This is a genomic window from Microbacterium sp. 1154, from assembly GCF_031455375.1.
Taxonomy (GTDB): domain Bacteria; phylum Actinomycetota; class Actinomycetes; order Actinomycetales; family Microbacteriaceae; genus Microbacterium.
The window spans coordinates 307,511-321,209 of the sequence record NZ_JAVDSN010000001.1 but is presented as its reverse complement, the minus strand read 5'-3'; the positions used below and the strand labels follow the sequence as shown (position 1 = coordinate 321,209).

The window sequence follows — 13,699 nt, the reverse complement described above, 5'->3', positions numbered from 1 at the left end:
CGTCAGCCTAACCTCCGGTGAAGACCAGCCACAGGAGCATCGCGTTCAGGGCGATGAGGAACACGGATGCCAGCACCCCGGCCGCCGTGGTCACCCCGCGGTTGCGGTGCTCGCCGAGCACGTCGCGTCGGCGGGTCAGGGCCACGAGGGGGACGAGCGCGAACGGGATGCCGAACGACAGCACGACCTGGCTGAGCACGAGAGCGAGCGTGGGGTCGACGCCGAGGCCGAGGATCACGAGCGCGGGCACGAGGGTCACGAGGCGGCGCGCGAGCAGGGGGATGCGCGCGTGCAGGAGTCCGTGCATGATCTCGGCACCGGCGTAGGCGCCGACGGAGGTCGAGGCGAGACCGCTGGCGAGCAGTCCCACCGCGAAGAGGGTGGCGACGAGGGGGCCCAGTCCCGCGCGCAGGGCCGCGTACGCGCCCTCGAGGCTGTCGGTGCCCTCGACCCCGGCGAGGTTGGCGGCGGCGAGCAGCAGGATCGCGAGATTCACCGTGCCGGCGACGGCGAGGGCGATCGTGACGTCCCACCGCGTCGCCCGAAGCAGGCGCGGGGTCGAGATGCCGCGGGCGTCGGCGAGGGCGTCGGCGCGGACCTGAGCGGGGGCGTTCGAGCCCGCGGTGTCGCCGGACGCGGGGTCGGAAGAGGTCGTCGCATGCGCGTGGTCGGTCGCCCCGGTCTCCGAGCGCGTCCCGGTCGGGGCGAAGCGATCCCGCGCGAGGGCGGAGTGCGCGTAGATCGCGTGCGGCATGATCGTCGCGCCCAGGATCGAGGCTGCGAGCAGCACCGAGGTGCTCCCCTCGAAGCGCGGCACGAGGCCGGCGACGACCCCGGCGGGCTCGGGTGGGGCGAAGAACAGGCCGAAGGTGAAGCCGACGGCGATGATGAGCAGCAATCCGATCAGTACCGTCTCGAACGCCCGCGCCCCGCGCCGCGTCTGCACGAGCAGGAGGCCCATCGAGACGACGCCCGTGATCACCCCGCCCCACACGAGAGGGATGCCGAAGAGCAGGTGCAGCGCGACGGCGCCGCCGATGACCTCGGCGACGTCGGTGGCCATCGCGACGAGCTCGGCCTGCAGCCAATAGGCCCGGCGAGCCCAGGGGCGGCGGATGCGGCGGCCGAGCACCTGGGGGAGGCTCTCGCCCGTGACAATCCCGAGCTTCGCCGAGAGGTACTGGATCAGCCACGCCATCACGTTGCCGAGGACCACGACCCACACGAGCAGGTAGCCGAAGGTCGCGCCCGCGGTCATGTTGCTCGCGACGTTGCCGGGGTCGAGGTAGGCGACGCCGGCCACCATGGCGGGCCCGAGCAGCCAGAGCGCCCGCCCCGAAGTGCGGCGGCGACGCACGAGATCAGCTGTTTTCGGCATCCCGAAACCGTAGCAACTTTTCGGTCGACCGAAAAGTGGTCACCCGGGCGTCGAGGGCACACGATCGGCACGAGGCGACATCGTCCGCGCGCCCCGGGACCGCTGACCTCGCGCCGATCGTGTGCTCTCGCCCCGCGGCGGGCGCGGGTAGCCTGGGACGGTGACGGATGCCGAGAACCCCACGCCGTCGCAGACCGAGACAACCCCTTCTCGGGAGACGGATGCCGGTGGTTCCGCACCCGCGCAGGACGAGGCCGCCGCGACCCCCACGCACGGCGTCGGCCCCTGGCCGGGCGGCCCCGACTCCTGGCCGAACGACGCGCGCTACGACCGCGAGCTGCTCGAGAACGGCGACACGCGGAACGTCGTCGACGGGTACCGCTACTGGAGCATGGACGCCATCGTGGCCGACCTCGACGAGAAGCGGCACCCGTTCCACGTCGCGATCGAGAACTGGCAGCACGACCTGAACATCGGCTCGATCGTGCGCAGCGCCAACGCCTTCCTCGCCGCCGAGGTCCACATCGTGGGCAAGCGCCGCTGGAACCGTCGCGGGGCGATGGTCACCGACCGCTACCAGCACGTGCGGCACCACGAAGACGTCGCCGCCTTCACCGCCTGGGCGCGCGAGGCGGGCCTCCCGGTGATCGCCGTCGACAACGTCGAAGGATCGGTTCCGGTCGATCGCGCCGAGCTTCCCGAAGCGTGCGTGCTGCTGTTCGGTCAGGAGGGGCCGGGGCTGTCCCCCGAGGCGATCGAGGCGGCCACCGGCGTCGTCGAGATCACCCAGTACGGCTCCACGCGATCGATCAACGCCGCGTCGGCCGCCGCCGTGATCATGTACGAGTGGTGCCGGCGCTGGGCGTGACCCGCGCCTCGACGCCACCCGGTGAAACGCGGGGTCTTTGTCGGTAACACGCTGCCGGTGAGCGGGCGGGCGGATGTTTACTGACGGCACCGGTTGCAAGGCCCGGGGGCGAAGAAGCGCCCCGCCGCGAGTCGCGCAGCCTGTCCTTCGCCGGTGGCAGCCGGTGGAGGACGCGACACCGAATCACACACCTGGGAAGGAATGACCATGACGATCACGGATTCAGCGACGACGGGCTTGGCGGACCGCTGGCGGGACGCCCCCGCTCCACACGATAGCGTCGGCTGGATCGCGCGCGCCCGCGAGGTGGCGTACATCCTCGCGACGGACGCCGTCGAGCGCGACCGCGCCAACGATGCCCCGTTCGCCGAGGTGGAGTTGTTGAAGGCATCGGGCCTGGTGACGCTGCTCGGTCCTCGCGAGCATGGTGGCGCGGGCGAGACGTGGGACACCGCGTACAAGGTCATCCGTGCCGTCGCGCGCGGGGACGGATCGATCGGGCAGGTGCTCGGCTACCACTACCTCTGGGCATGGGCGGCGCGCCTCGTGGCCACCGACGCGCAGATCGCGGCGGTCGAGGAGTTGTACACCTCGAACGCTTTCCTCTTCGGTGGCGCAGTCAACCCGCGCGACTCCGATCTCGTGATCCGCGAGGACGGCGACGACCTGATCTTCTCGGGGCGCAAGTCGTTCTCAACCGGCGGCCGGGTGTCCGACCTGACGGTGCTCGAGGGCGTGCTCGAAGGCACCGAGACGCACATCTTCGCGATCGTCCCCACGGCGCAGGAGGGGATCGTGTTCGCCGGCGACTGGGACAACCTCGGCCAGCGTCTGACCGAATCGGGTTCGGTCGAGATCCGCGATGTGCGCGTTCCCTGGTCGGATGCCGCGGGCTTCGTCGACAAGCAGTTCCAGCCGCTGGTCTACAACACCCTCAACGTGCCCGCGATCCAGCTCGTGTTCGCCAACTTCTACCTCGGCATCGCCGAGGGGGCGCTGGAGACCGCCTCGGCGTACACCCGTGAGCGCACCCGCCCCTGGCCCTACGGGGGTGACGACAAGCAGCGCGCCACCGACGAATGGTACGTGCTCGAGGGATACGGCACCCTGCAGTCGAAGCTCTGGGCCGACGAGGCGCTCCTGGATGCCGTGGGGGCGGAGATCAGTGCCGTGCTGCACGCCCCGCGCGAGGAGCTGACCGAGCGTCGGCGCGGGGAGATCGCGGTGCGCATCGCGGCCGGCAAGCTCCGGATCGTGGACGACGGCCTCGAGGTCGCATCCAAGATCTACGAGCTGACCGGCGCCCGGGCCACATCGAACGCCGTCGGACTCGACATCTTCTGGCGCAACCTCCGCACGCACAGCCTGCACGAACCCATCGCGTACAAGAAGCGCGAGGTCGGCGAATATGTGCTGCTGAACCAGGTGCCGGCTCCCACCTGGTACACGTGAGCCTCGGGGCGGGGCGCCCGCCGGCGTCCCGTCCCCCGCACACCGTCGAGACCGGCCGATCGGCGAGACGTCAGGCGCCGGCCGTCATCCACCGCTGTCCGCGCACGCGCAGGCCGAGCGTGAGCGCGCGCGCCACCATGTAGACGCCGAAGAACGCCGCCGCCAGCCACGCGAGGCCGGTGGCACCGCCGCCGGCGAAGAGCGCCACCAGGATGAGCGCCGGCGCGTATGGCACGAGATTGAGCAGCCCCGCGAGGGCGAGGTAGCGCGCATCGCCGGCCCCGATCAGCACCCCGTCGAGCACGAAGACGAACCCGGCCAGGGGCTGCGCGACCGCGAGCACCAGCAGCGCCGGCTGGATGAGGGCCGCGAGTTCGGCATCCCCCGTGAAGATCAGGCCGATCACGCCCGACCCGGCGGCGATGACCGCACCCACCGCGACACCGAACCACACACCCCAGGCGCTCGTGCGCGTGAGGACCCGGCCGACCGTGCCGGTGTCGGCGGCACCCAGCGCACGGCCGATCAACGCCTGCGCCGCGATGGCGAGGGCGTCGAGGGCGAAAGCCGCGGTCGAGAAGATGGTGAACGCGATCTGCCATCCCGCGAGCTCGGCTGAGCCGAGACCCGTCGCCACGGCGACGGTCGCGAGGAACGCCGCCCGCAGGCTGACCGTGCGCAGGAACAGCCACCCGCCCGAACGGACGGTGCCGCCGAGGCTTTCGCGCTGGAAGCGAAGGGATGCCGTGTGCACCTGCGCCAAGCGTCGCGCGACGAGGACGTACGCGCCGACCATTCCCCACTGCGCCGCGACCGTGCCGATCGCCGAACCCGCGATGCCCCAGCCGAAGCCGTAGATGAACAGGGCGTTCAGCAGGGCGTTGGCGCCGAAGCCGAGGCCGGCGATCCAGAGCGGGGTAACCGTGTTCTGCATGCCGCGCAACAGGCCGGTGGCGGCGAAGACCACGAGCATGGCGGGCAGACCCCACATCGAGATCGCGAGATAGGTGCGCGCGTTCTCGGCGACGTCGGGCGCCGCGCCGAAGAGGTCGACGATGCCGGGGGTCGCGAGCGAGCCCGCCGCCGCCAACAGAGCGCCGAGGCAGAGCGCGAGCCACATGCCGTCGATGCCGACCCGCACGGCCCGGCCGTACTCGCCCGCGCCATAGCGTCGCGCGACCGCCGGCGTCGTGGAGTAGGCGAGGAACACCATGAGCCCGACGACCGTCTGCAGCACGGCCCCGGCGATTCCGAGCCCCGCGAGGGGAGCGACGCCGAGGTGCCCCACCATCGCGGCGTCGACGATGAGGAACAACGGCTCTGCGATGAGCGCGCCCAGCGCCGGGAGAGCGAGCCGCAGGATCGAGCGGTTCAGCGTCGCGGGCGGCGGGGCGGTCACGGTCCGAGCCTAGAGCGGGCGTCCGACACCGCCGCGGCGGCGCACCCGTGGCGGGCTCGACCCGTTTCGAGCCCGTTCGGATGTGGGGCACATATCCTGTCTCCATGACCGACACCCCCCGCTCCGGTCTCGCGCTCGACGAGCTCAGCGACGAGATCCGCCCGCAGGACGATCTGTTCCGCCACGTCAACGGCAGCTGGTTGCAGCGCACCGAGATCCCCGACGACAAGGCCCGCTGGGGCTCGTTCCACCTCATCGCCGAGCAGGCCGAGGCGGACGTGCGCACCATCGTCGAGGAGTCCCAGGACGCCGAGCCGGGCAGCGAAGCCCGCAAGATCGGCGATCTCTTCGCGAGCTTCATGGACACCGACCGCATCGAGGCCACCGGCCGCGAGCCGCTCGCCCCGCAGCTCGACCGTGTCGACGGTGTCGGCGACATCGCCTCCCTGCTCCGGCTCATCGGCGAGCTCGAGCGCGACGGGATCAGCGGACTGCTGACGCTCTTCGTCGAGCCCGACCCGGGCGACCCGACCCGTTACGTGCCCGTCGTCTACCAGGGCGGCATCTCTTTGCCCGACGAGAGCTACTACCGCCTCGACAACTTCGACGAGACGCGGACCGCCTACCGTGCGCACATCGAGCGCATCCTCGAGCTCGCCGGTGTCGCCGAGGCCGCGGCATCCGCCGACCGCACCTTCGCCCTCGAGACCGACATCGCCACGCACCACTGGTCGCGCGAAGACAGTCGCGACTCGGTCAAGACCTACAACCTGAAGTCGTGGGACGACACCGTCGCCCTCGCCGGGATCGACCTCGAGCCGTGGCGCGCGGGGGTCGCCCCGGGGCATGAGGACGCGCTCGCCGAGGTCGTCGTCTACCAGCCGAGCTTCATCGAATCGCTCGGTGCCCTGCTCGTCGAGGACCGCCTCGACGACTGGAAGGCCTGGCTGCGATTCAAGATCGTGCACGCCTCCGCCGCCTTCCTCTCCGAGGACTTTGTCGCCGAGAACTTCGCGTTCTACGGCACGCAGCTCACCGGCGTCCCCGTCAACCGCGAGCGTTGGAAGCGCGGCGTGAGCCTCGTCGAGGCCGCTCTGGGCGAGGCGATCGGCAAGGTCTACGTCGAGCGCCACTTCCAGCCCGCGGCCAAGGACGCGATGGACGGCCTCGTCGCGAACCTCATCGAGGCCTACCGTCGCTCGATGCAGGGCCTGTCGTGGATGACCGACGAGACCCGCGAGCGCGCTCTCGCGAAGCTCGACACCTTCGTGCCGAAGATCGGCTACCCGGTCCGCTGGAAGGATTATTCCGAGCTCGAGATCACGGCCGACGACCTCGTCGGCAATGTCCGTCGTGCCCACGTGTGGGAGCACGACCGTCAGCTCGCCAAGGTCGGGCAGCCGATCGACCGCGACGAGTGGTACATGACCCCGCAGACGGTGAACGCGTACTACAACCCGCTCATGAACGAGATCGTCTTCCCCGCCGCGATCCTGCAGTACCCCTTCTTCGACGCCGATCGCGACGCCGCCGCCAATTACGGCGGGATCGGCGCGGTCATCGGGCACGAGATCGGTCACGGCTTCGACGACCAGGGCAGCCGCTTCGACGCCGACGGGTCGCTGCGCGACTGGTGGACGGATGCCGACCGCTCGGCGTTCGAAGAGCGCACCAAGGCCCTGATCGCCCAGTACGACGCCCTCGTCCCCCAGGGACTCGGCGCCGAGCACCACGTCAACGGGGCCCTCACCATCGGCGAGAACATCGGCGACCTCGGGGGACTCGGCATCGCGATTGCCGCGTACCGCCTCTTCCTCGAGAGCCAGGGCGAGACCGATCTGAACGGACCGATCGTCGACGGGTATACCGGTATCCAGCGTCTGCTGCTCAGTTGGGCGCAGATCTGGCAGCAGAAGGGGCGTGACGCCGAGACCATCCGCCTGCTCACGATCGATCCGCACTCGCCGAACGAGTTCCGTTGCAACCAGATCGTGCGTAACATCGACGCGTTCTACGACGCGTTCGACGTGACCGAGGGCGATGCCCTATGGCTCGACGCCGACCAGCGCGTCACCATTTGGTGAGGTCCTGTTTGTTGCTCTTCTGACGCGGAAGGAGCCACGCTCGTGGGCATGCCCCCGGTTCCCGAGCCCAGCACGCCCGACCCCGTCGGCGGGCCGGTGGAGTCGTCTCGACGCGACGCCCCGGCCCTCCGCGGAGCCGGACGCAAGGGACCGAAACGCCTGCCCCGTCGTGCCGCCGCGGGGCGCCGCTCGTTCACGGCCACCCTCCGCTCCCTCGACGAACTGGCCGCGTCGGGCGCCAAGGTGTCGGTACGCATTGACGACCTCGACGGGGGGTCGACGGAGGTCCTCGCGGGCGACGATTTCGTCACGCTGCCGGTGGGCGGTCTCGGCGTCGTTCCGCTGCTCGTCGAGGCGGCGGCCGCTTTCGAGTCCGGCCGGCTCGACCCGCTCGAGATCATCGATCGCGCCTCCGTTCACGGCGCCGCCCACGGTGGGGTCTGGCAACACCTCAAGGCTCCGGCGCTGCCCCTGACCGACGTGGCGATGCTCGCGGCCTCGTCCGGTGACGCCCTCGCCGTCAACGCCCTGCTGCACCGTGTGGGTCTGCAGTCGGTTCGCGCGCGGGTCGAGCAGCTGGGGCTTCGCCGCACGGCCCTGCTCGACCGGTTCCGCGACGACCGCGGCCCCGACGACGCGCCCCACGTGGCACTGTCGACGGCGCGCGAGATGGCGCAGGTGTTCGCGGGGCTCGTGAACTCCACGATCGTCTCGCCCGGGGTCAGTGCGCAGGTCGCGGAATGGCTGAGCCTGAACCACGACCTGTCGCTCGTGGCATCCGCCACCGGCCTCGATCCTTTCGCGCACGAGAACGACCAGCACGGGCTGCTGTTCATCAACAAGACCGGTCGCGCTCCGGGCGTCCGCGCCGAAGCGGGTGTGCTGGGCGGGCCCCGCGCCGGGATCTCGTACGCGCTCATCGTGAACTTCGACGACCTCTCGATCGCCCACCGCCTCCGTGCGCACGACGCGTTCCGCGTGCTGGGCGTCGAGCTGATGGAGTACGTGTACTGAGGCGGGTCACGTGGTCCGCACGCGCCAGACGCTGCGCGAGCAGGCCGCGACCACCGTCGCCAGGACGATGACGGCCGCGCATCCGAGCAGCACCGGGGGTGCTCCGAACTCGTGCGCCAGCGGCCCGACCAGGATCTCTCCGAGCGGGACCGCCACGAACGAGCCGACCATGTCGTACGAGTACACCCGCGACAACGCCTCGCGTGGAACCTCGGTCTGCAACGACTGATCCCACGCGATCGCGAACAGCTCGATCGCCAACCCTCCGACGGCGAACGCGACGACGAGGAGCGCCAGCGTCGGCTGCACGGCGAGCACCGCGACCGGGAGGGCGACGGATGCCATGCCCGCGACGCCGAGACCGAGAGCGCGTCGCGGATGCCAGCGCAGGGCGATCACGGCACCCACCGCGAGACCCGCGGTCTGCGCGGCGACGACGAGTCCCCACCCGCCGCGGCCGAAGGTCTGGTCCGCCACGAGAGGGCCGAGCACGGTAGTGGCCCCGACGAACGCGGCGTTCAGCACGGCGAACTGCAGCACGACGATCCAGATCCACCGTCGGCTCGCGAACTCCCGCCACCCCTCGCGCAGGTCGGCCCACATCGACACGGTCGCGCCGGGGTCCACGGCATCCGCTCGTTCGGGGAGCCGCAGACGGGTGAAGAACACCGCCGCGACGGCGAAAGCCGCGGCGTCGATCGCCAGGCCCCACCCGGGGCCGACGGAGGCGACCACCACGGCTCCCACGGAGGCGCCGACGATGCTGCCGCCGTTGAGGCCGAGGCGCAGCAACGCGTTGGCCGGGCGCAGCAGGGCGACCGGCACGGTGTCGGGGACGAGGGCGGCGGCCGCCGGCAGGCTCACCGCCGCGACGGCGCCGTTCACGACGCTGAGCAGGACGAGGATCGGGATGCCGGCGGTCCCGGTGAGCACGAGCGCGGCGATCGTGCCCTGGGTGGCGGCGGCCGCCAGAGACGAGCCCACCAGCACCGTCCCGCGGGGGAGACGGTCGGCGAGGACGCCGCCGAACAACAGCATGGCGACGTTCGCGATCGATCGGGCGGCCACGACGAGACCCAGGTCGGCGGCCGACCCGGTCAGATCGAGCACGGCGAAGGCGAGGGCGATGGGCGCGACGGCGTTGCCGACGATCGCCGTGGTGCGGGCGGCGAGCAGCCAGCGGAACGGCGCGTGGGCGAGGGGGCCGGTTACCGTGGACGCCGGACGGGGAAGAGGGCGGCGGTCATCGACACCGGTCTCGTCCCGGGGCTGCGGGGCGGTTGAGCGGCGGCGTGCAGAAGGGCCGACGCCTCGCCGACGTGCCGCACGATGCGGCTCCAGACGTGCGGGTCGACCCAGAGCTCGGCATCCGTGGTCAGGGCCGGTCCGTCGATGCGGGCGCGTGCCCGGCGACGGAGTTCGTCGACGAGCGCCTCGATGTACTCCTCTTCCCCCTCGGGGGAGCGCTCGCCGAGGTGCGCGTCGGGGTCGTATCGCTGCGACGAGCTCTCGTGGCGGTATCGTTTCGCCTCCCCGCCACGTACGCGCACGACCTCGACGACGCGGATCACGCCCGCCCGCTCGAGGACGCGCAGGTGGTAGCTCGCCGACGCCTGCGAGACACCGAGTTCGCGCCCGGCCTCCGCTGCGCTCATCGCGGCCCCGGTGAGCAGCGACAGCAGGCGCAAGCGGAGGGGGTGCGCGGTGGCACGCAGCTCGTCGATACGGGACATCTCGCCATCGTGGCGCGTCGGGCGGCAACCGTCAAACGTGTCTTTGGGGGTCGGGCAGATGGTCCCGCACCGCGCGCCCGCGCGCAATCCCTCCTGGCGGCCATCGACCCGCTGGGACGCTGGTGGCCTCGAAACGAAAGAAGGGAACGAAGCCATGTCCGACTCCACCCCCACCACCGATCCGTTCGGCGATTCTCGCGGTCCAGAGGGTCATTCCATCACCGACTGGACCGACCTCGGCCGCGAGATGTGGTCGTATCTGACCGGTCGTGGCGCCGCCGTCAACTACTCCTTCGTCGACATGACCGTCGAGGTGCCGCGCGACATCGGCCCCGACGCGCCCCGGGCGACGTGGAAGCTCAACGGCACCCTCCGCGTCACCACGAGCGACGACACCGCGGCCGGGTCCGACCCGTACCGCGGCAACTGAGGGGCGGCGCCGTCATGGTGCGCCTCGACATCGACCTCGCCTTCTCGGAACACGAGCAGGGGCAGGATGCCGACACCCCGCCGTTCGAGGGCACGATCACGGCCGCGGGCACCGAGGTGCGCATCGTCGTGAGCGACCCCTCGCGGCTGCCCGGCAACGGCCGACGCACGCTCGCCGACCTGTCCACGGTGGCCGACGCCCTGGCATCCCGGGGCATCTCCGTGAAGCTCGAAGGACCGGACGGGCCGATCCTGCACCTCGGCGACGTGAAGAAGAGTGCTCTCCAGCGGGCGATCACCGGATCGCGCCACATCCGGCTGGGGTCCGTGGGGGCGGTCGCGCCGCTGCTCACCCGCCGCAACAAGGGCAGGGCGTTGACGTTCCCGGTCCCGCCCGAGACGCCGCTGCCGCTGGTTCCCACGGTCAATCGCACGGTGCGCCGGCGCATCACGACGACGCACTACACGCCCGGATCCGGCCGCCCGCGGCTGATCTTCGCGGTGGGCGACGCGACGTGGGACGGCTCGCGCCCGCGTGAGTTCGACCTGCTGCCGACCACGACGGTCATCGGCTCCGGCGAGGGGGCCGACCTGCGGCTGCCGGGGCTCGCGCCGGTGCACGCCGAGATCCGACACGAGGGCGACGACGAGTACGTGCTGTACGGCTTCGACGCGGTCGGGGGCGGCGGGGCGCGAGAACAGGGTCCGGGGCGTTCCGGCGGCGGTCGCATCCTGCGCACGGGCGCGCGTATCGAGCTGGGCGATTGGCGACTGGCGTACTTCCGTGCCGAGTTCGCCGACCACGGTCGTCCGTACGGGGGGCGCCAGGGCGGTGAGCTCTCGAATCAGCGCAGGCAGCCGCCGCGCGGCGGCTCCGGTCCGCTCAGTCGGGCGACCGACCCGGAGTAGCTCTCACGCGCCGGTCGTCCCGCGGGTCCTCCGCGCCGGGACCGCATTTCGCCGACGAAACCGTTGCAGCCTGCAACCGAGACGTCAGCGAGATGCGGTCTCGCGGTGTGCGGGGGCTCCTCGCGTCGGCGCAGCGTCACGCGCACCGCCCGTGACCGCGCGTGCCACACCGCGCGTGGCCGCAGGGGTGCGGCATCCGGTCCCTAGAAGACGATCGTGTGGTTGCCGTCGCGGATGATGCGGTCTTCGGCGTGCCACAGCACGGCTCGGGAGAGCACCTGACGCTCGACGTCGGCACCGCGGCGGGCGAGTTCGGCGGCCGAGTCGGCGTGGGTCACGCGCACGGTGTCCTGCTCGATGATCGGGCCCTCGTCGAGGTCGCTCGTGACGTAGTGCGAGGTCGCGCCGATGAGCTTCACGCCGCGCTGCTTCGCCTTCTTGTACGGCTCGGCGCCGATGAAGGCCGGCAGGAACGAGTGGTGGATGTTGATCACCGGCACCCCGATCTTGTCGAGGAAGTCGGGCGAGAGGATCTGCATGTAGCGCGCAAGCACGACGAAGTCGACGTTGCCGACGAGCAGTTCGAGAATGCGGGCCTCGGACTCGGACTTGTCGGGACCGGGCGTCGAGGGCACGTGGAAGAAGGGCACGCCGAACGAGCGCACGTCTTCGGCGGCCGTGGTGTGGTTCGACACGACCATCGGGATGCTGACGGGCAGGTCGCCGCGGCGGTGACGCCACAGCAGATCGAGCAGGCAGTGGTCCTGCTTCGAGGCGAGGATCGCCATGCGCTTCGGCGTCGACAGGTCGGTCAGGGTCCACTCGAGCTCGAAGCCCTCGCCGAGGGTCGTGGCGAGATCGGCCTCGATGTCGGGAAGGGCCACCGACAGGTTGGGGCGGTGGAACACGACCCGCTGGAAGTACGCACCGCCGCGGGGGTCGTCGGAGTACTGGTCGAAGGCGACGATGTTGCCGCCCTGGCGGGCGATGAGCGCCGAGACCGCGGCGATGATGCCGGGGGTGTCGCTGCCGTGGACGATGAGGCACGCGTGATCGGGCTGCAGGTGGGGGCTCGCGGAGACCATCGGACCATTCTGCCGTGCGCCGGTGGCGTCGCCGACCACGTTCCGTCGCGTTTCGGGGCGGGTGCGTTGTGGGGGTGCGGGCGCGTGGGACGGCGCGTGCGTCGGGGGCGTTGGCGCGCTGGTGGCCCCGGGGGTGCATCTACCGCCCCGGGGCCACGGGCCGCAACGCCCGACAGACCGCGTCTCCGCCCGGCCCCTACGCCGGCTACAGACGCACGACGACCTTCTGTGCCGAGACGCCCACGCGCTGCCGGTCGAGGGCATCCTGCACGGCGGCGAGGCCGTCGCCGACGACGAGCGGAGCGGGCATCGGTCGCAGCGCCCCCTCGGCCAGCATCCGCGGAACGACCTCGCCCCAGAGCCGGGGACCCATGTCGTCGTCGCGCAGGCTGCTGCCCCAGACGAAGGCGGCCCGGATGCCACGGCGTCGGGCGCGCAACGTCGAGCGGAGCGTTCCGAGGCCGATGCGGGTGAAGACCGGCAGCATCGCGGGGAACAGGCGGCGCCGACCGACCAGCGAGTCCAGCGAGACCGGCGTGCTGGCCATGGCCAGGCGTTCCCCGCCGGTGCGGGCGAGCACGTCGATGCACGCGTCGGTCGAACCCGCGCCGAGAGCCACCGCCCCGACGACGGGTCGTCCCCCGATGGCCGCGACGAGGTCGGCCACCGCCGTGGGTGACCGGTGATCGACGACGGCGTCCGCGCCGAGCCCGCGCAGGGTCTCGGCGTTCTTCGCGGATGCCGTGGTCACCACGTCGTATCCGGCGGCGTGCGCCAGTTGGACGGCGTTCATCCCCACACTCGTCGAGCCACCCCAGATCACCACGACGCCTCGGCTGGCGGCCGGCGCCGGGTCGCCCGGCATCCGGAGCCCGAGGAGCTGGGGTTGGAACAGCGCGCACGCGGCCGTGGAGATACCCAGGGGGAAGACCGCGGCCTCTTCGTCGGAGAGGTCGTCGGGGATGGGGGCCGTGAGGCGCTCGACCAGGGTCGTGTACTCCTGGAAGGCGCCCTCTCGGAGCGGGTCCCGCCCGCGGTCGGTGCCGGTGGCCAGGCCGAACACGCGTTGGCCCACTTGGAAGCGGGTCACGGCGGAACCGATCGCGACGACCTCGCCCGCCACGTCGGAGCCGAGGACGGCCGGCGTGTTCAGCCATCGGTAGGTGACGCGGCTGGTGCCCTGGATGACCCAGTCGACGGGATTGATGGCCACGGCGCGCACGCGCACGAGCACCTCGTCGGCGGCGGGAGCGGGGGTCTGGACGGTGGTGACGGTGAGCGCGGCCCGCGGTGCGGGGAGGATTGCGGCGGCGTGTGCGGGCATGGGGAGCCTTTCGCGTGATGACAC

General features: G+C 71.4%; 11 protein-coding genes and 1 pseudogene. 6 read left to right on the top strand and 6 right to left on the bottom strand.

Annotated features, from left to right (window positions below; genetic code table 11):
• Window positions 1-7 precede the first annotated feature (7 nt).
• A complete protein-coding gene (locus J2X55_RS01365; RefSeq protein ID WP_309821577.1) occupies window positions 8-1,378 on the bottom strand; it encodes an Nramp family divalent metal transporter in 1,371 nt (456 codons plus the stop codon).
• Window positions 1,379-1,538: 160 nt separating this feature from the next.
• On the opposite strand from J2X55_RS01365, the gene J2X55_RS01360 reads away from it, so the two are divergent.
• Both J2X55_RS01360 and J2X55_RS01355 read left to right on the top strand, forming a co-directional pair.
• On the top strand, window positions 1,539-2,246 hold the full coding sequence (locus tag J2X55_RS01360) for an RNA methyltransferase (protein ID WP_309821576.1): 708 nt from the start codon (window positions 1,539-1,541) through the stop codon (window positions 2,244-2,246).
• Between the two features lie 207 nt (window positions 2,247-2,453).
• Complete coding sequence (locus tag J2X55_RS01355) at window positions 2,454-3,698, top strand: acyl-CoA dehydrogenase family protein (RefSeq protein ID WP_309821575.1); 1,245 nt, start codon at window positions 2,454-2,456, stop codon at window positions 3,696-3,698.
• Window positions 3,699-3,768: 70 nt separating this feature from the next.
• Here the strand turns inward: J2X55_RS01355 and J2X55_RS01350 are convergent, their stop codons facing one another.
• The gene (locus J2X55_RS01350) at window positions 3,769-5,097 is read right to left on the bottom strand and encodes an MATE family efflux transporter (protein WP_309821574.1); all 1,329 of its coding nucleotides are present in this window, start codon (window positions 5,095-5,097) and stop codon (window positions 3,769-3,771) included.
• A gap of 104 nt (window positions 5,098-5,201) precedes the next feature.
• On the opposite strand from J2X55_RS01350, the gene J2X55_RS01345 reads away from it, so the two are divergent.
• Window positions 5,202-7,181, top strand: a complete 1,980-nt coding sequence (locus tag J2X55_RS01345; protein WP_309821573.1) for a M13-type metalloendopeptidase — start codon at window positions 5,202-5,204, stop codon at window positions 7,179-7,181.
• A 48-nt stretch (window positions 7,182-7,229) separates the two neighbouring features.
• Window positions 7,230-8,195, top strand: a complete 966-nt coding sequence (locus tag J2X55_RS01340) for a serine hydrolase (RefSeq protein WP_309821572.1) — start codon at window positions 7,230-7,232, stop codon at window positions 8,193-8,195.
• A gap of 6 nt (window positions 8,196-8,201) precedes the next feature.
• Here J2X55_RS01340 and J2X55_RS01335 read toward each other — a convergent pair.
• Both J2X55_RS01335 and J2X55_RS01330 read right to left on the bottom strand, forming a co-directional pair.
• Window positions 8,202-9,392 (bottom strand): annotated as a pseudogene (locus J2X55_RS01335) (MFS transporter); the annotation flags it as partial.
• An 11-nt stretch (window positions 9,393-9,403) separates the two neighbouring features.
• A complete protein-coding gene (locus J2X55_RS01330) occupies window positions 9,404-9,928 on the bottom strand; it encodes a helix-turn-helix domain-containing protein (RefSeq protein ID WP_309822996.1) in 525 nt (174 codons plus the stop codon).
• A gap of 154 nt (window positions 9,929-10,082) precedes the next feature.
• On the opposite strand from J2X55_RS01330, the gene J2X55_RS01325 reads away from it, so the two are divergent.
• Entirely contained in the window at window positions 10,083-10,358 is a 276-nt protein-coding gene (locus J2X55_RS01325; protein ID WP_309821571.1) for a hypothetical protein, read from the top strand.
• Window positions 10,359-10,372: 14 nt separating this feature from the next.
• A complete protein-coding gene (locus tag J2X55_RS01320) occupies window positions 10,373-11,266 on the top strand; it encodes an FHA domain-containing protein (RefSeq protein ID WP_309821570.1) in 894 nt (297 codons plus the stop codon).
• Between the two features lie 203 nt (window positions 11,267-11,469).
• Here the strand turns inward: J2X55_RS01320 and purU are convergent, their stop codons facing one another.
• On the bottom strand, window positions 11,470-12,351 hold the full coding sequence (purU, locus tag J2X55_RS01315; protein WP_309821569.1) for a formyltetrahydrofolate deformylase: 882 nt from the start codon (window positions 12,349-12,351) through the stop codon (window positions 11,470-11,472).
• Window positions 12,352-12,556: 205 nt separating this feature from the next.
• Window positions 12,557-13,675 carry a zinc-binding alcohol dehydrogenase family protein gene (locus J2X55_RS01310; protein WP_115916799.1) on the bottom strand — a complete coding sequence of 373 codons (1,119 nt, stop codon included), beginning with the start codon at window positions 13,673-13,675 and terminating at the stop codon, window positions 12,557-12,559.
• Between the last annotated feature and the right edge of the window lie 24 nt (window positions 13,676-13,699).